The sequence below is a fragment of the Tenacibaculum sp. 190524A02b genome, from assembly GCF_964036645.1.
GTDB classification, from domain to species: Bacteria; Bacteroidota; Bacteroidia; order Flavobacteriales; family Flavobacteriaceae; genus Polaribacter; species Polaribacter vairaonense.
In genome coordinates, this window is sequence record NZ_OZ038525.1 from 3,568,010 (window position 1) to 3,584,998 (window position 16,989).

The 16,989-nt window shown below is 27.0% G+C and carries 17 protein-coding genes and 2 pseudogenes; 7 read left to right on the forward strand and 12 right to left on the reverse strand.

Translation table 11 applies throughout. The annotated features are described in order from the left end of the window. The first annotated feature begins 5 nt into the window (after positions 1–5). The 3 genes from ABNT65_RS14560 (at position 6) to ABNT65_RS14570 (ending at position 3,091) form a co-directional block, all read left to right on the forward strand. Positions 6–908 carry a DUF2167 domain-containing protein gene (locus ABNT65_RS14560; protein WP_348746161.1) on the forward strand — a complete coding sequence of 301 codons (903 nt, stop codon included), beginning with the start codon at positions 6–8 and terminating at the stop codon, positions 906–908. Between the two features lie 194 nt (positions 909–1,102). Then, positions 1,103–2,503 carry an ArnT family glycosyltransferase gene (locus ABNT65_RS14565; RefSeq protein WP_348739444.1) on the forward strand — a complete coding sequence of 467 codons (1,401 nt, stop codon included), beginning with the start codon at positions 1,103–1,105 and terminating at the stop codon, positions 2,501–2,503. A 15-nt stretch (positions 2,504–2,518) separates the two neighbouring features. Further along, complete coding sequence (locus tag ABNT65_RS14570; RefSeq protein WP_348746162.1) at positions 2,519–3,091, forward strand: pseudouridine synthase; 573 nt, start codon at positions 2,519–2,521, stop codon at positions 3,089–3,091. Here ABNT65_RS14570 and ABNT65_RS14575 read toward each other — a convergent pair. The 3 genes from ABNT65_RS14575 to ABNT65_RS14585 form a co-directional block, all read right to left on the reverse strand. Continuing rightward, complete coding sequence (locus ABNT65_RS14575) at positions 3,088–3,537, reverse strand: GNAT family N-acetyltransferase (RefSeq protein ID WP_348739446.1); 450 nt, start codon at positions 3,535–3,537, stop codon at positions 3,088–3,090. The genes ABNT65_RS14570 and ABNT65_RS14575 overlap by 4 nt on opposite strands. Continuing rightward, positions 3,537–3,971, reverse strand: coding sequence for a ribose 5-phosphate isomerase B (gene rpiB, locus ABNT65_RS14580; RefSeq protein ID WP_348703175.1), 435 nt, complete (start codon positions 3,969–3,971; stop codon positions 3,537–3,539). Before rpiB ends, ABNT65_RS14575 begins: the two co-directional genes overlap by 1 nt. Before the next feature lie 1,035 nt (positions 3,972–5,006). Then, positions 5,007–5,915, reverse strand: coding sequence for a diacylglycerol kinase family protein (locus ABNT65_RS14585; protein ID WP_348746163.1), 909 nt, complete (start codon positions 5,913–5,915; stop codon positions 5,007–5,009). Positions 5,916–6,033: 118 nt separating this feature from the next. On the opposite strand from ABNT65_RS14585, the gene rnr reads away from it, so the two are divergent. The 3 genes from rnr to ABNT65_RS14600 all read left to right on the forward strand — a co-directional run bounded on the left by rnr (position 6,034) and on the right by ABNT65_RS14600 (position 9,253). Further along, the gene (gene rnr / locus ABNT65_RS14590) at positions 6,034–8,229 is read left to right on the forward strand and encodes a ribonuclease R (protein WP_348703173.1); all 2,196 of its coding nucleotides are present in this window, start codon (positions 6,034–6,036) and stop codon (positions 8,227–8,229) included. Between the two features lie 123 nt (positions 8,230–8,352). Beyond that, positions 8,353–9,030 carry a head GIN domain-containing protein gene (locus ABNT65_RS14595; RefSeq protein ID WP_348703172.1) on the forward strand — a complete coding sequence of 226 codons (678 nt, stop codon included), beginning with the start codon at positions 8,353–8,355 and terminating at the stop codon, positions 9,028–9,030. Between the two features lie 34 nt (positions 9,031–9,064). Further along, positions 9,065–9,253: a twin-arginine translocase TatA/TatE family subunit gene (locus ABNT65_RS14600; protein ID WP_348703171.1), complete on the forward strand. Its 189-nt coding sequence runs from the start codon at positions 9,065–9,067 to the stop codon at positions 9,251–9,253. A 55-nt stretch (positions 9,254–9,308) separates the two neighbouring features. On the opposite strand, the gene ABNT65_RS14605 is transcribed toward ABNT65_RS14600, so the two are convergent. Then, positions 9,309–9,626 carry a heavy metal-binding domain-containing protein gene (locus ABNT65_RS14605; protein ID WP_348703170.1) on the reverse strand — a complete coding sequence of 106 codons (318 nt, stop codon included), beginning with the start codon at positions 9,624–9,626 and terminating at the stop codon, positions 9,309–9,311. A gap of 7 nt (positions 9,627–9,633) precedes the next feature. Beyond that, positions 9,634–10,563 carry an SPFH domain-containing protein gene (locus tag ABNT65_RS14610; RefSeq protein WP_348703169.1) on the reverse strand — a complete coding sequence of 310 codons (930 nt, stop codon included), beginning with the start codon at positions 10,561–10,563 and terminating at the stop codon, positions 9,634–9,636. 116 nt (positions 10,564–10,679) lie between these two features. Here ABNT65_RS14610 and ABNT65_RS14615 point away from each other — a divergent pair, with 116 nt between their 5' ends. Then, positions 10,680–11,078 (forward strand): DoxX family protein, encoded by a 399-nt coding sequence (locus ABNT65_RS14615; protein ID WP_348703168.1) that lies wholly within the window; start codon positions 10,680–10,682, stop codon positions 11,076–11,078. A gap of 136 nt (positions 11,079–11,214) precedes the next feature. On the opposite strand, the gene ABNT65_RS14620 is transcribed toward ABNT65_RS14615, so the two are convergent. The 7 genes and pseudogenes from ABNT65_RS14620 to ybeY all read right to left on the reverse strand — a co-directional run bounded on the left by ABNT65_RS14620 (position 11,215) and on the right by ybeY (position 16,932). Beyond that, entirely contained in the window at positions 11,215–12,078 is an 864-nt protein-coding gene (locus tag ABNT65_RS14620; protein WP_348703166.1) for a class I SAM-dependent methyltransferase, read from the reverse strand. A gap of 359 nt (positions 12,079–12,437) precedes the next feature. Next, positions 12,438–12,596: a hypothetical protein gene (locus ABNT65_RS14625; protein WP_348747833.1), complete on the reverse strand. Its 159-nt coding sequence runs from the start codon at positions 12,594–12,596 to the stop codon at positions 12,438–12,440. 20 nt (positions 12,597–12,616) lie between these two features. Next, positions 12,617–12,718 carry a hypothetical protein gene (locus tag ABNT65_RS21035; RefSeq protein ID WP_412766870.1) on the reverse strand — a complete coding sequence of 34 codons (102 nt, stop codon included), beginning with the start codon at positions 12,716–12,718 and terminating at the stop codon, positions 12,617–12,619. A gap of 443 nt (positions 12,719–13,161) precedes the next feature. Next, positions 13,162–13,409, reverse strand: a pseudogene (locus tag ABNT65_RS14630) (tRNA uridine-5-carboxymethylaminomethyl(34) synthesis enzyme MnmG); the annotation flags it as partial. A 474-nt stretch (positions 13,410–13,883) separates the two neighbouring features. After that, positions 13,884–14,354: pseudogene (locus tag ABNT65_RS21040) on the reverse strand (tRNA uridine-5-carboxymethylaminomethyl(34) synthesis enzyme MnmG); the annotation flags it as partial. A 252-nt stretch (positions 14,355–14,606) separates the two neighbouring features. Beyond that, positions 14,607–16,484 carry a tRNA uridine-5-carboxymethylaminomethyl(34) synthesis enzyme MnmG gene (gene mnmG, locus ABNT65_RS14645; protein WP_348746164.1) on the reverse strand — a complete coding sequence of 626 codons (1,878 nt, stop codon included), beginning with the start codon at positions 16,482–16,484 and terminating at the stop codon, positions 14,607–14,609. 31 nt (positions 16,485–16,515) lie between these two features. Then, the gene (ybeY, locus tag ABNT65_RS14650) at positions 16,516–16,932 is read right to left on the reverse strand and encodes an rRNA maturation RNase YbeY (RefSeq protein ID WP_348703163.1); all 417 of its coding nucleotides are present in this window, start codon (positions 16,930–16,932) and stop codon (positions 16,516–16,518) included. Positions 16,933–16,989 lie beyond the last annotated feature (57 nt).

The following is a 16,989-nucleotide window of genomic DNA, read 5'->3' on the forward strand; positions in this document are numbered from 1 at the left end:
TAACTATGAAGAATACTTTTCTATTCATTCTATCATTTATTACATTTTTATCATTCTCTCAAGAAAATAATGAAGAAATTTCTGAAGAACAAAAACTAGCTTATTTTAAAAAATTAGATAGTATTAATAATTCTTTTACCTACCAACATGGTAAAATTAATTTACTAGATGGTGTAGCAGAAATTAATGTACCTAAAGGCTACAAATTTTTAAATGCAAAACAAAGTAAGTTTGTTTTAACTGATTTATGGGGGAATCCACCTTCTGAAGTTTTAGGAATGTTGTTTCCTGAAGATATTACTCCTTTAAGTGAAAATTTTAGTTATGCTGTTGAAATTACTTACTCTGATGAAGGGTATATAAATGACGAAGATGCTAAAGACTTAAATTATAACGATTTATTAGAACAAATGCAAGATGATGCAAATAAAGGTAATGAAGAAAGGTCTAAATTAGGATATCCAACAATAGAACTTGTAGGTTGGGCTTCTCAACCATTTTATGATGCTACTAATAAAAAACTGCACTGGGCTAAAGAATTAAAATTTGAAGGAGAAGAAATAAATACTTTAAATTATAATATTCGTGTTTTAGGTAGAAAAGGATATTTAAATTTAAACGCTATTGGAACTATTGATGTTTTACCTAACTTTAATAAAGATGTAAATCAAGTTTTACAAAGTGTTTCTTTTACACAAGGAAATACTTATGCTGATTTTAACCCTGAAATAGATAAAGTTGCTGCTTATGGTATTGGTGGTTTAATTGCAGGTAAAATTTTAACTAAAGTCGGTTTTTTTGCTTTACTTCTTAAGTTTTGGAAATTTATAGCCATTGCAATTATTGGAGCTTTTACTGCTTTTAAAAATAAAATTTTTGGTACTTCTAAAAATGAAGATATAGCATAATAATTAATTTAATAAACTAACTTGGTATTTTTACCTATAAAAAGCTATTGTTTTAAAAACACAGTAGCTTTTTTATTTGCTATAAATTGGCAATGGTTAACATTACATAAAAAGTATTTATTTACTTTTGGTTCTAAAAAACTTAAATGTTTCCTAAAAAAAATTATTTCTATTCTATATTAATCATAGTTTGTTTGTGTAAACTTTTTTACTGGTTTGCTGTATTTCCAAACCCTGATGAAGCTTATTATTGGTTATGGGGTAGATTTCCTGATTATTCTTATCATGATCATCCAGCTTTACAAGCTTTAACTCAAAATATATTTACAAATATTTTTGGTGCTTCTTTATTTTCTTTGAGGTTACCTGTATTTATATGCTGTGTAATAATTACCTATGTATTTGTTCTACTTTTTAAAAAGTTACAGTTTAAGAATTATAGTTTATACTTACTCTTATTCTTTTCAAGTCCTCTTTTTTACTTGTTTACCTCTTTTGCTTGGAACGATTATGTTTTACTTACCAATTGTTTAGTTTCTGGTTATTTTTTCCTTAATTTTTTACATGATGTATGGTTAGATAAAAAAGGAAAATCGAAAGATATTTTTTTAGGTAGTTTATTTTTTGGATTAGCAATTATATCTAAATACAATGCAATATTTTTAGGTTTAGGTATTCTTTCTTTATTAATTTCTACTAAAAAATTCCATTCAATATTTAAAGATTTTAGATTATATATTAGTTTGTTACTAATCTTTTTAGTGAGTTCTCCTATATTACTTTGGAACAGTAAAAATAAGTTTGGCTCTTTTCAATTTAACTTACAACAAAGAACCATTGATCCTTTTTTAAATTATGAGTTTTTTAAAGGGAATTATGCTGGTTTTATATTTGGTAGCTTAATCATGTTATCACCTTTTATTTGGTGGGGAATTGTTTCTTTTTTCAGGGATAAAAACCTTAGTGATAAATCAACTTTTACAGTAGTCTATTACAAATTTGCTAAACATATATTTTTAGTTTCCTCTATTACCTTTTTGTTTTTATCTATATTTTCAAATGTTTTATACTATTGGAATATTGTTGGTTTATTGTTTATAACTCCAATAGGTATTCACTATATAGTACAAAAGAAAAAAGCCATGGGTGCTTTAGTTTTTTCAACTATTGTTATTATTGGAATAACAGTTCATTTTGGAATTGTTCCTTTAACTAGTGTTTTTGGTGGACAAGATCAAGATAGTACTTACCATTATGGTTGGAATACTGTAAAAAATACGATTTCAAAACATCAAGAAAACTTACAAGATCCTATACTAGCCTCTTCTTATAGAAATGCTTCTTTATTGGCTTTTGCTCTTGATAATTCTAAGGTGTATTCTTATTCTTCAAGATTTGATCAATTTGATTATTGGACTAAAAATTTAAACCATACAACAAATACTACTTCTTTAATATTAACTGATGATAGAAGTCCGTTAAACAAAGAATTACAAAAATTATTTTCTGAAATTCAACTTCTTGATACTATTAAAATTAATAAGTATAATTATCCTATAAAAGAGTATTACCTCTACAAAGGTATTTTTAAATAGTATCTTTGTATTTATATGGAACATCGTCATTTTATTATTCACAAACCTTATGGTTTTTTATCTCAATTTATTACCAATCAAAAAAGAAATAAAAACAAATTATTAAGCGAATTAGCTTTTGATTTTCCAGATAATACTATGGCTATTGGACGTTTAGATGCAAAGTCTGAAGGACTATTATTATTAACAACTGATGGAAAAATAAGCTATCATATTACTAGTAATAAAGTTGAAAAAGAATATTACGTACAGGTTAATGGTATTATTTCAAAAGAAGCTATAAAAGAATTAGAATCTGGTGTTGAAATTGGTTTTGATGGTAAAAAATACACTACTAATCCTTGTAAAGTTGCTATAATTGATCCTCCTAATTTTCCTGAGAGAACAAGAAAAATAAGAGATGACAGACATGGACCAACCAGTTGGTTATCTGTTACTTTACGTGAAGGAAAATTTAGGCAGGTTAGAAAAATGACTGCAGCTGTAGGATTCCCAACATTACGATTAGTTCGTATTAGAATAGGTGCTATATTTTTAAAAGATTTGAAACCTGGTGAAGTAATTGAAGTAACTAAGTTAATAACTTAGTTATTCACCTCTCTTACCATTTTCACATGAGGTAATCCATCTTCTAAATACTCTTTACCTGTAGCTACAAAGCCATGAGCTCCATAGAACTTAAGTAAATAGGTCTGCGCAGAAATAGTTATTATCTTATTTTTATAATATTCATTAATAGCTTTTATAGAAGCTTTTATAATATCATGTCCAAAACCATATTTACGCTCAGGTAAAGCCACTACTACTCTTCCTATACTAGGTGTTTCAAAATAATCTCCACCATCAAATACACGTGTATATGCAACTACTTTACCTTCTTTTACACCTATTATATGAAGTGCTTTTTGATCTTTTCCATCAATATCTTGATATACACAATCTTGTTCTACAACAAAAACTTCAGAACGTAACTGAAGTATATCATACAGTTCTGAAGTTGTTAGTTCATTAAATGTTTTTACTATAATATTCATTAACAGTTACAAGCTATTTTATTTACTCTATTGGCATGTCGTCCTCCTTCAAACTCAGTATCTAAAAATACCTTAACAAACCCTAAAGCCTGTTGCAAAGAAACAAAACGTGCAGGAATAGTTAAAATGTTAGCATCATTATGCTGACGTGTTAGCGCTACCAATTCATTATTCCAACATAAAGCAGCTCTAACACCTTGATGTTTATTGGCTGTCATCTGTGCTCCATTTCCACTTCCACATAGAATTATCCCTATTTCAGCCTGACCTGTTTCTACTGCTTCAGCTGTTGGATGAATAGCATCTGGATAATCCATACTATCATTTGTATTTGTTCCAAAGTTTAAAACTTTATGCCCTAATTCTTCCAAAAATTTGATAATTTCAAACTTATATTCGGTACCAGCATGATCGTTACCAATCGCAATTGTCATAATTTGTTGATTTTAATTTAGTTGTGAAGTACAAAAATACCATTATTAACGGTTATCAACAGTAATTAACAATGCTTTTTTTAGAACACTTAATAAAGTACTCATTTTAAAGCTATTAATCAATATTACCAAATTGTTAAGAAGTAATAGTATGTTTGGAAAAAAATATTTGACTTTTTGTGTTTTTTTTACAATACAAGACTACAAGTGAATTATGCAACTTTTTTTTTGAGTTTTTAATGAACATTTATCAACATAAAATTTACAATTTATTTACAGTGAAAATAAAATAAACAATTCAAAAAAAGAGGTGAATAGCTGTTTATAACTTTTGTTAATAACCTTCTTTTTTCATTGATTTAAAAGCTCTTATTACTATAATAACTTGTTTATTTATTTTAATAAGTAAGAAAAACAAATATTAATTAAACTATTTACTCTACATATTCACACGCTATAATAACAATAATATCTTTTTTTAAATTTTAAAATTCTTTTTTATAATTATATAATGTGTTAATAACTGATTGTTGTTTTTAAAATTGAATTTCAAGAATACTTTAAATGTTTGTTTACTTATAATAGGTTGAAGTTAACTTTAGATAAACTTCCTTAGAATAAATACAGGAACTGTTTATAGTGTAATAAGTTTAATTTTGAATTACTTGGTTGTATATGATACTTTTTTATAATGATTATAAAAGATATAGCATCTTATTTATGTGAAATTTGATAGTAAGTTATGGGTAAAGAGGATATCTTTTACAGTTTTATATAAAGGTACTTTACTTATTAAACTCCTTTTTTTAATAAATAAACGCTGTCTTTAGCTTTAACTGTTAAATTCTTTGTAGGTTTATCTAGGGTCTTATTAATGCTTATAACGGCTATGAAAATACCCGTTATAAAAATGAATAAAAAAAGCGCTATTATTTTCTTTAAATGTTTCATTATACTGCCCTTATATACTAAAGACGAGTTATTTTAAGAAACGTTACAGTTTTCTTAAGTTTTTTTTAACGTTTTTAGATAAGCTTAAATAATAAATTGAATTCCATTACTTATAATAGAAACTTCTACACTACCGCTACCTATTAATTCACCATCGGCTTGAATGTATGTAGTTGTATTAAAGTCAGTTGGTGTTACTAGTAACTTCTTAGTGTTAAGTGTAGTTACTTTTTTATGCTGAGTTATTAATCCGTTATATAGCTTTTGTAAATTCTTTATTAAATCTATTAAATTCAAATTTTTAGCTATTGTTATATCAAATAAACCATTAGTACTATCTTTATAATCAGTAAGTTGCATTCCACCTGCTGAATATTTACAAATACCAAACAGTACCATTAAACATTTAGTTTGTTGTTTTTTATTGTTAATAACTATAGATAATGGAGAATTCCTGTAAAAAAGAAGTCCAAAAATTCCACTTAATAAATAGGCTATACTTCCTAGTTTTTTTAATTTTTTTAGTTTGTTAACAACGTAACCATCATAACCAATACCAGCAACATTTACAAAGTAACAAGAAGTATTAGTAAGTTGTAAAAAGCCTACATCTTGTTGTATAATTGTTCCTTTTTTAATTAAGTTCACAGCTTCTGCTATTTTAGTACTTATATTGTAAGTTTTTACCCAATCATTACCAGTACCAATAGGTATTACAGCTACAGTTATATCAGAATGATGAACATAATTTTGACTCATTATACCGTTTACAATATGATGTAAAGTACCATCACCACCTACGGATATAAAATGTTTATAACCTTTTTCTATAGCTTTTTGAACTAATTCGTTTTCTTCTTTATAATAATTCGTTTTCTTACTTAAATAGTTTATATTATTAGCTTTAAGCTCTTTTTTTATAGTTTCCCATTTCTTATTAAAATTACCATTTCCTGCATTAGGATTAACTATTAAAAACCATGTTTTTTCCATATAAAAAATAAAAAAATAGAGTAGAAAAATACAAAAATGTATTGATAACAGTTATTTAATAGCTTGAGCAACAAATTTATTTGTACTTTGGTACAAAATTTTATAAGAAGTAAGATTAATGACTAGAAAGAAAAAAATCTACAAAAAAAAGGGCAAAGTAATAAAAGATTTAACCCGAAACATTTTCAAAATACTTAATAAAGACAGTAATAAACATTATAACTATAAGCAGATTGCTAGTAAGTTAGGTATTGTTGATACAGATGGTAAAACTCAAATTTTACAAAAATTAGTTGAATTAACAGCTACTAAAAAGATTATTGAAGTTGAAAAAGGAAAGTATAAAATTAATGAAGACAGAAAATATCATATAGGTACATTAGATGTAACTTCTAATGGAAATGCCTATTTTATTTGTGATGATTTTGAAGAAGATATTTTTGTTCCTTCCGTAAATTTAGGTAAAGGATTACATGATGATGTTGTACGTGCATATATTTACAAAAAGAAAAGAAGTAACAAAGTTGAAGCGGATGTAGTTGAAATTGTAGAACGTGTTAAACGTGAATTTGTTGGTGTTTTACAACTGAATAAAAATTACGGTTTTGTATTGCCAGATAGTAATAAAATGTATGCAGATATTTTTATTCCTCAAAGTAAACTTAAAGATGCAAAACATGGTCAAAAAGTATTAGCTAAAATTACAGATTGGCCCGAAAACTCTAAAAATCCATTTGGAAAAATAGAACAAGTTTTAGGAAATCCTGGTGAACATGATACTGAAATTCATTCTATTTTATTAGAATATGGTTTACCTTATGAATTTCCTAAAGAAATAGAAGAAGAAGCTAGCCAATTGCCTATTGAAATAACAAAGGAAGAAATAGCTAAAAGAAGAGATATGCGTGAAGATTTAACCTTTACCATTGATCCAAAAGATGCTAAAGATTTTGATGATGCATTGTCCTTTACAGTACTTGAAAATGGAAATTATGAAGTTGGAATTCATATTGCAGATGTATCTCATTATGTACAACCTAAAACAAAATTGAATGATGAAGCTTATGACAGGGCTACTTCTGTTTATTTAGTTGATAGAGTGGTTCCTATGCTTCCTGAAATGCTATCTAACGGGGTTTGTTCATTAAGACCTAATGAAGAAAAGCTAACGTTTTCAGCTGTTTTTGAAATAAATGAAAAAGCTCAAATTGTAGACCAATGGTTTGGAAGAACCGTTACGTATTCTGATAAAAGGTTTGCTTATGAAGAAGCTCAAGTACTCATAGAAACAAAAAATAATGTAATACCTGCTCATATTTCTTTGACAGGAGAAGAATACATTGTTGATAAAGCTATAGTAGATGCTACATTAAAGTTAGATGAGTTAGCTAAGAAACTACGTAAAAAACGTATGAAGGAAGGCGCTATTTCATTTGATAAAGTGGAAGTAAAGTTCAATTTAGATGAAAAAGCAAATCCTATTGGTGTATATTTTAAAGAAGCTAAAGATGCAAATAAACTTATAGAGGAGTTTATGTTATTAGCTAACAGAAAAGTAGCTGAATTTATAGGTTTTTCTAAAGGAAAAGCTACTAACAAAACTTTTGTATATAGAGTACATGATGAACCAGATATTGAAAAATTAGCTTCATTACAAAATATTGTTAGTAAGTTTGGTTATAAAATTAATACAGAAACAAGAGAAAAAACTTCTGAAAGTTTAAATAAATTATTGAGTGATGTTCATGGTAAAGGAGAAGCTAATATGGTTGAAACTTTAGCTATCCGATCAATGAGTAAGGCTGAATATACTACACAGAATATTGGGCATTACGGTCTAGCTTTTAATTATTATTCACATTTTACATCACCTATACGTCGATACCCTGATGTAATGACACATAGACTATTACAACATTATCTTGATGGAGAAAACTCACCAAAAGCTGAAGTTTATGAAGAACGATGTAAACATTCATCTAAAATGGAAGAATTAGCATCTAAAGCAGAGAGAGATTCTATTAAGTATATGCAAGTAAAGTATATGCAAGATCATAAAGATCAAGAGTTTGATGGTGTAGTTTCTGGAGTAACTGAATGGGGAATCTATGTTGAAATTGTCTCTAATAAATGTGAAGGAATGGTTCGTATTAAAGATATAAAAGATGATTTTTACATTTTTGATGAAAAACAATATGCCATTGTGGGGCAATCTACTCAAAATATGATTCAGTTAGGAGATGAAGTAGTTGTTAAAGTAAAGCATACAGATTTAGAACGAAAGCATCTCGATTTTGAGTTAATTACACATTAATACTTTCTATTGTAACAATAAATCTTCATATTTGTCTTTATAGTATTGGTATAGTTATTGACTATTTTATACAGTTAGTAGTTTATAATACTACTGTTAATCAATAACATAAAATGAAACATAATGAAAAATTTAGTTTTTTTTAGTTTATTTTTTATCGCTTTATCAACATTTTCTCAAGAGGAAATAACCAAAAAGTTAGGTGGTTTTACAACATTAAAAGTTTATAATGGTATTGATGTTGAACTTATTAAGTCAAATGAAAATAAAGCCATTGTAAAAGGAGAAAAGTCAGGTAAAGTAAAATTTAAATCTGTTAATGATACACTTAAAATTGTGTTAGCTTTCCCTGAAACAACAGCAGACGGTAAAGCAAAAATAACCTTGTATTATACAGAAGACATAGCTATAATAGATGCTAATGAAGGTGCTATTATAACTAGTAAAAAAATCAGCCAGCAGAAAGTTGAAATAAAGGCTCAAGAAGGAGCTTTTATAAATATGGTTGTGGCTATTAAACATTTAAAAGTAAAAAGTACATCTGGCTCAGTAATCAAGTTATCAGGTAAAGCTAAAAATCAAACAGTAAACGTTGATTTAGGAGCTAATTATCACGGTTATAATTTAACTGTTGAAAACTTAAATACTGTGAGAGCAGGTTCTGGTGCAAAAGCAGAGGTGCAATCTGGTGAAATATTGGACGCTAAAGTATCTTTTGGTGGTTCTATATTTTATAAAGGTAAACCTGAAGTGTTAAAAGATAAAAAAGTAATTGGCGGAGTTATAGAACACAGAAGTTAATTTTGTATCTTTGCGGTCATAAATTTAGTATAAAATGAATTTACTTACTTTTTATTTAGGAATAATTGGACCATGGCAAATAGCTATTATAGTAGCTTTAGTTTTATTAATGTTTGGAGGTAAAAAAATTCCTGAGTTAATGAAAGGTTTAGGAACTGGTATTAAAGAATTTAAAGATGCTACAAAAAAGGAAGAAGGAGAAGAAAGTACTGAAAGTAAATAGAAAATATTTATAATATATAATAAAGCCGAATCATAATAGATTCGGCTTTTATGTTTTATATAATTACTGCAGTTCCAGAAGCAGTTACCATTAACATACCACCATTTGGACCTACAGTTTCATAATCTAAATCAATACCAATTATAGCATTAGCACCTGATTGTTTAGCTCTTTCTTCAAGTTCACTCATAGCACTATTTTTAGCTTCTCTAAGTACTTTTTCATAAGATCCGGATCTACCTCCTACTATATCTCTAATTCCTGCAAAAAAGTCCTTAATAAAGTTAGCTCCAATAATTGTTTCTCCAGTTACAATTCCTAAGTATTCTTTTACTGGTTTTCCTTCAATATTATTTGTTGTAGTAAGTATCATATATTAATTATTCTTCGTTATTTTTCTTTTTATTTTTTGCGTTTTTCATTGCCTCTCCTATTTGATTACTTGCAGTAAAACTAGCTACCATATTATTTAGCATATCACTACCAGCTTGTGGAGAATTAGGTAATAAAATTAAATTACTATTAGTATCTGCACCAATAGCTTGTAAAGTATCATAATGTTGGGTAACAACAATTAAAGCAGATGCTTCCTGGCTATTAATACCTACTTTATTTAATACTTCTACAGATTCTTCTAAACCTCTAGCAATTTCTCTACGTTGATCAGCAATACCTTGTCCTTGTAAACGCTTACTTTCTGCTTCTGCTTTTGCTTTCTCTACAATTAAAATTCTTTGTGCATCTCCTTCGTACTGTGCAGCTACTTTTTCACGTTCAGCAGCATTAATTCTATTCATAGCTTCCTTAACTTGAGCATCTGGATCAATATCTGTAACTAATGTTTTTATAATATCATACCCATATTCCATCATGGCATCATTTAATTCAGATTTTACAGCTATAGCAATATCATCTTTCTTTACAAATACGTCATCTAAGCGCATTTTAGGTACTTCTGCCCTAACTACATCAAAAACATATGAAGTTATCTGATCATGGGGATAATCTAGTTTATAAAATGCCTCATATACCTTATCTCGTATCACTTTATATTGAACAGAAACTTTTAATTTAACAAATACATCATCTAGCGTTTTAGTCTCTACAATTACATCTAATTGTTGAATTTTCAAACTTAGTTTACCAGCAATTCTATCTACCAAAGGAATTTTAAAATGTAAACCAGAATGTCTTATACTTTGAAATTTACCAAATCGTTCTATAACTGCTGCTGTTTGTTGTTTAACAATAAAAAATGCAGAGATTACTATAATTACCGACAAAAAGATAATTGGAGCATATAATACCATAATTTAAGATTTTAAGATTGATTGAATTTTTTTAATAAATATACCATTTATTAACTATATGACGTAATTTTTAATTTTTGTTACACTATCACTTATATTTGCTTAAAATCAAACAAATGGAATTAATAAAAATACACGCAACCGAAATTTTAGTTTTATTATTTTTAATAGTAACTTTTTTACAATCAGGTGTTGATAAAGTAACAGATTGGAATGGTAATTTATCTTTTATAAAAGAACATTTTAAAAATTCTCCATTAAAAAATATGGTTCCTTTATTATTGGCTATAATTTTAGTTTTAGAATTAATTGCTGGAGCTTTTATGTTTGTAGGTATATTTAATTTAATAACTACTGGAACAAAAGAATTAGCTTTACTTGGTGTACAACTTTCTGCATTAACATTAATTTTTTTATTAATAGGTCAGCGCTTGGCAAAAGATTATGCTGGAGCAATGACACTAGCAGTTTACTTTATAATTACCATTTTTGGTATGTTTTTGTTAAATAATTAAAAAATATAGTATATTTTATTTTAATAATTTTTTCTTATTAAAAAACCTCTTTAAATCTTAGTTTTAAAGAGGTTTAATTTTTTGGTAAGGTGTTTATATGTTTTTTGATTTAAAATAGATTAAAATATATTTAAAATTAATTTTTACTATTTTTAAGTAAATAAATCAATGATGAGTAGTTATTTTCTTTTTTAGCTTTTAAATTTGATATAAAACCAATTTGAAAAGCTTTCAAAGGGTTCATTTTTCCAGTTTTGTATTTTTCGCTTAATAGAGATACATAATAAGAATCAAATTTCATTGGCAGTGTTTTAACCACATCCATATTTATTTCATTAAAAATTTTTTTTATACTATTTGTAGAGAAATGCCATAAATGTCTTGGAACATCAAAAGCAGCCCAATGTTTTCCATAATATTTAGCATCATAACTCTTGTAATTTGGAACAGCAATGATTAAAGTTCCGTTTTTATTAAGATGGTTTTTGAAAACTTTTATTTGTTCTTCAAGGTTTGGAATATGTTCTAATACGTGCCAAAGTGTTATAACATCAAATTTTTTATTTTTAATATTTTCTATATTTTCATGAAGAGTAATTCCTTTTTTATTAGCTAAATTTCGAGCTTGAAATGAAGGTTCAATTCCAGTAGCCTTCCATCCTGACAGTTTACATACATTTAAAAAATCACCTGTACCAGCTCCTATGTCTAAAATACTTTTATCAGTTGTTAATTGGTTGTTTATTAATTTTAGTTTTTTATTTAAAGCATATTTTTTAATTATTTGATACGTTTTATTGAATAAACCTTTGTTGCTATCTGTATGTGATATATAAGATTCACTTATATAATATTTATCTAAATTATCAGGAGCAGGAGAAGTAATTAGTAAATCATATTCTTTATTGTATATTATATCAAAAGTTTCATTTGATACTGTATAATCTTTACTTACAAGATAATTTTCTGATTGAATTTTTACTTTTTTTTGATCGAACAAATTAGTAGAATTAAATGATGTTCCATGTGGAACGTTAACTAGCTTTTATGATTTTATACAAAAATATGAAATAGTTCCATGTGGAACATATTATATTATTATGAATTTTTTGAGTTAATAAAGACCTGTATTTTATTTAAGATATAAATAATGTATTTAGTTTTTATAAAGTTTTATAAATTGATTTATAAGAGTAAGATTTTTGTGTATGAATATTCAATTGTTTTTTAGTAGTGTTTAGCTTTTTAAATAATAAGTTTTTTTAGGTATTCTTTTTATAAAAAAAATACCTGTTTAAAAGTTAAATTAGGAATGTAGAGTTTATACTCCTGCTCTATTGTATCTGGTTTGTGTATTAATTATCTCGCTATATAAACTAATAAAATAGAAATATCACTTGGAGATACACCACTTATTCTTCTAGCTTGTGAAATAGATGTAGGTTGTATCTTAGATAGTTTTTCTCTTGCTTCATAGGATAATGATTTAACTTTGGTGTAATAAAAATTAGAAGGAATTGGGACGTTTTCTAATCTGTTTAATTTATCAGCATTGTTTTTTCTTTTTCTATATAATCAGAATATTTTAAATGAATTTCTACTTGTTTAATGATTTCATGATCTATATTGTTCTCTATAATATATTGCTCTAATTTTTTTAATTTTTCTTAAATCATTAAATGATAATTGAGGTCTTGCAGCAATTTTGTAAAGCTTCATAAATTGGTTTGTAGGAGTTAAATTTCTACTACTAAGTGATTGTGCTGATTTCTTCTTTAATTCCGTTTAAATTTCCTATAGAACTAATTACTAAAGCTGTTTTGTTTTTCTTTTTAGTAATACAATTGATTTTTTATTTTTAAGTAAAAATGTAGTTTTGAATTATGTTGTTTTTTAAAGAAGTTCTCTTATATGGTGTTAATATTTGTTTTAAACTTAAATGAGTAGTTCTAGGTTACACTTCTATTCTATTGTAAATGTTTTTATGTGTTGAGTACTTAAATATAATTTGTAAATATTAATCTAATAAAAAAAGGATGTTCCACATGGAACGTCCTTTTTAAAATAATTTTATTTCTAATAATTATCTACCCATGTAAACTAATAAAACAGAAATATCACTTGGAGATACACCACTTATTCTACTAGTTTGTGAAATAGATGTAGATTGTATTTTAAATATTTTTTCTATTGCTTCATAGGATAATGATTTGACTTTGGTGTAATCAAAACTGGAAGGAATTGGGACGTTTTCTAACCTATTTAATTTATCAGCTTTGTTTTTTCTTTTTCTATATAACCAGAATATTTTAAATGAATTTCTAATTGTTCAATGATTTATATTGTTCTCTATAATATATTGCTCTAATTTTTAAATCTTCCTTAAATAATTAAATGATAATTGAGGTCTTGTAGTAATTTTATAAAGCTTCATAAATTGATTTGTAGGAGTTAAATTTCTACTACTAAGTGATTGGGTTGATTTCTTTTTTAATTCCGTTTAAATCTCCTATAGAACTAATTACTAAAGCTGTTTTTTTTTCTTTTTAGTAATACAATTGATTTTTTATTTTTAAGTAAAATGTAGTTTTGAATTATATTGTTTTTTAAAGAAGTTCTCTTATATGGTGTTAATATTTTTTTTGAACTTAAATCAGTAGTTCTAGGTTGCACTTCTACCTTATTGTACGTGTTTTAATGTGTTGAGTACTTAAATAAATTATAATTTGTAAATATTAATCTAATAAAAAAAGGACGTTCCACATGGAACGTCCTTTTTAAAATAATAATAATTTCTAATAATTATCACCCCATATAAACTAATAAAACAGAAATACCACTAGGAGATACACCACTTATTCTACTAGCTTGTGAAATAGAAGTAGGTTATATCTTAGATAGTTTTTCTCTCGCCTCATAGGATAATGATTTAATTTTGGTGTAATCAAAACAGGAAGGAATTGGGACGTTTCCTAATCTGTTTAATTTATCAGCATTGTTTTTTCTTTTTCTATATAATCAGAATATTTTAAATGAATTTCTACTTGTTCAATGATTTCATGATCTATATTGTTCTCTATAATATATTGCTCTAATTTTTCAATCTTTCTTAAATTATTAAATGATAATTGAGGTCTTGCAGTAATTTTATAAAGCTTCATAAATTGGTTTGTAGGAGTTAAATTTCTACTACTAAGTGATTGGGTTGGTTTCTTCTTTAGTTACGCTTAAATCTTTTATAAAACTAATTACTAAAGCTGTTTTGTTTTTCTTTTTACTAATACAATTGATTTTTTATTTCTAAGTAAAATGTAGTTTTGAATTATATTGTTTTTTAAAGAAGTTCTCTTATATGGTGTTAATATTTTTTTGAACTTAAATAAGTAGTTCTAGGTTACAATTCTACTCTATTGTACGTATTTTTATGTGTTGAGTACTTAAATAAAATATAATTTGTAAATATTAATCTGATAAAAAAAGGACGTTCCACATGGAACGTCCTTTTTAATATAATTTTATTTCTAATAATTATCTACCCATGTAAACTAATAAAACAGAAATATCACTAGGGGATACACCACTTATTCTACTAGCTTGTGAAATAGATGTAGGTTGTATCTTAGATAGTTTTTCTCTTGCTTCGTAGGATAATGATTTTACTTTGGTATAATCAAAACTAGAAGGTATAGGAACATTTTCTAATCTGTTTAATTTATCAGCATTGTTTTTTTCTTTCTCTATATAACCAGAATATTTTAAATGAATTTCTACTTGTTCAATGATTTCGTGATCTATATTGTTCTCTATAATATATTGCTCTAATTTTTCAATCTTTCTTAAATCATTAAATGATAATTGAGGTCTTGCAGCAATTTTATAAAGCTTCATTGATTGGTTTATGGGAGCTAAATTTTTACTATTAAGTATTGGGTTGATTTCTTCTTTAGTAACGCTTAAACCTTTTATGAAATCAATTACTAAAGCTGTTTTGTTTTTCTTTTCAGTAACACGATTCATTCTTTCTTTAGAAGCTAATCCTAAGTTATACGATTTTTCTGTTAAACGTAAGTCTGCATTATCTTGTCTTAATAAGGTTCTGTACTCAGCTCTTGACGTAAACATTCTATAAGGTTCTTCAGTACCTTTTGTAATTAAATCGTCAATTAAAACACCAATATAAGCTTCACTCCTTTTAAGAATAAATGGTTCTTTATTTTGAGTTTTTAAAGCTGCGTTTACACCAGCCATTAATCCTTGAGCAGCTGCTTCTTCATAACCAGTAGTTCCGTTAATTTGTCCAGCAAAGAATAAGTTTTCAATTAACTTAGTTTCTAAGTTATGTTTTAGCTGTGTTGGTGGAAAATAATCGTATTCAATAGCGTACCCATATCTAAAGAATTTTACATTTTCAAAACCAGGTATAGATCGTATAGCTTTGTCTTGTATATCTTCTGGGAGTGATGTAGAAAAACCATTAACATAGATTTCAACCGTATTCCATCCTTCTGGTTCAACAAAAACTTGATGCCTGTCTTTCTCAGCAAAACGATTTATTTTATCTTCTACTGATGGACAATACCTAGGTCCTGTAGATTTAATTCTACCGTTAAACATAGGTGATCTATCAAACCCTTCACGAAGTAAATCATGCACTTCAGGATTGGTGTAAGTTAAGTAACAAGAACGTTGTTTTTGTAAAGGTTTTGTTACTGATAAATAGGAGAATTTTTCTGGAGCATCATCACCAGGTTGTTCAGTCATTTTAGAATAATCTAAAGAACGGCCATCAACACGAGGAGGCGTTCCTGTTTTCATTCTTCCAGATTCAAAACCCTTTGCTACTAAATCTTCAGTAATACCTGTAGAAGCTCCTTCTCCTGCTCTACCACCACCAAAAGTTTTTTCACCAATATGAATTAAACCATTTAAAAATGTTCCAGCGGTTACTATTACACTTTTGGATTTTATATGTAAGCCTAGAGCAGTTTTTACTCCTGTGATGGTATTGTTATTGAAAATTAAACCATTCACTGAATCTTGATAAAAATCTAAATTTTCAGTTTGTTCAAGCATAGTTCTCCAGCATTCTGCAAACTGCATTCTGTCTGATTGCGCCCTAGGACTCCACATAGCAGGCCCTTTCGATTTATTTAGCATCTTAAACTGAATAGCTGTTTTATCAGTTACAATTCCGCTATAACCACCTAAAGCATCAATTTCTCTTACAATTTGCCCTTTGGCAATTCCACCCATAGCAGGATTACAACTCATTTGAGCTATATTTTGTAAGTTCATTGTAATTAACAATGTTTTTGCCCCCATATTGGCACTAGCAGCTGCTGCTTCACTTCCTGCGTGTCCTCCTCCTACTACAATTACGTCGTATGTTGTATTAAATAAACTCATTTTTATATTTCAGTTCCACGTGGAACTCGTTTTATTTTATATTTAAAATTTCTAAACATTCATTTTCTTTAGCACGCATAATTTCTTTCTCTTCATCAGTTTTATCTTTAAAACCTAAGTAATGTAAAATACCATGAATTATTACTCGGTGTAATTCATTCTCAAATGATACGTTGAATTCTTTAGCGTTTTCCTCTACACGTTCTGTAGAAATAAAAATATCTCCATTTACTTCTTTTCCCATGGTATAATCAAAACTGATAATATCTGTTAATGTATCATGTTGTAAAAACTCAACGTTTATTTTATGTAAGTAATCATCATCACAAAAAATGTAATTAACCTCACCTAACTCAAAACCTTCTTTTTCTATACATTTTTGAATCCAAGTGTTAGTTTTTTCTTCATCAAGTAACTTAAAGTTATTTTCGTAATTAAACTGTATCATTAATTTTTAATTGAATTAAAAGTATCTATGGTGTTTTTAGAAGGATTGAATAGTTGA

What these genes read in the sequence shown, in the direction of transcription:
- ABNT65_RS14615 (WP_348703168.1), top strand. Translation starts at nt 10,680, where the DNA reads ATGGAATTAATAAAAATACACGCAACCGAAATTTTAGTTTTATTATTT.
- ABNT65_RS14575 (WP_348739446.1), bottom strand. Translation starts at nt 3,537, where the DNA reads ATGAATATTATAGTAAAAACATTTAATGAACTAACAACTTCAGAACTG.
- ybeY (WP_348703163.1), bottom strand. Translation starts at nt 16,932, where the DNA reads ATGATACAGTTTAATTACGAAAATAACTTTAAGTTACTTGATGAAGAA.
- ABNT65_RS14610 (WP_348703169.1), bottom strand. Translation starts at nt 10,563, where the DNA reads ATGGTATTATATGCTCCAATTATCTTTTTGTCGGTAATTATAGTAATC.
- ABNT65_RS14560 (WP_348746161.1), top strand. Translation starts at nt 6, where the DNA reads ATGAAGAATACTTTTCTATTCATTCTATCATTTATTACATTTTTATCA.
- mnmG (WP_348746164.1), bottom strand. Translation starts at nt 16,484, where the DNA reads ATGAGTTTATTTAATACAACATACGACGTAATTGTAGTAGGAGGAGGA.
- ABNT65_RS14605 (WP_348703170.1), bottom strand. Translation starts at nt 9,626, where the DNA reads ATGATACTTACTACAACAAATAATATTGAAGGAAAACCAGTAAAAGAA.
- rpiB (WP_348703175.1), bottom strand. Translation starts at nt 3,971, where the DNA reads ATGACAATTGCGATTGGTAACGATCATGCTGGTACCGAATATAAGTTT.
- ABNT65_RS14595 (WP_348703172.1), top strand. Translation starts at nt 8,353, where the DNA reads ATGAAAAATTTAGTTTTTTTTAGTTTATTTTTTATCGCTTTATCAACA.
- rnr (WP_348703173.1), top strand. Translation starts at nt 6,034, where the DNA reads ATGACTAGAAAGAAAAAAATCTACAAAAAAAAGGGCAAAGTAATAAAA.
- ABNT65_RS14570 (WP_348746162.1), top strand. Translation starts at nt 2,519, where the DNA reads ATGGAACATCGTCATTTTATTATTCACAAACCTTATGGTTTTTTATCT.
- ABNT65_RS14585 (WP_348746163.1), bottom strand. Translation starts at nt 5,915, where the DNA reads ATGGAAAAAACATGGTTTTTAATAGTTAATCCTAATGCAGGAAATGGT.
- ABNT65_RS14600 (WP_348703171.1), top strand. Translation starts at nt 9,065, where the DNA reads ATGAATTTACTTACTTTTTATTTAGGAATAATTGGACCATGGCAAATA.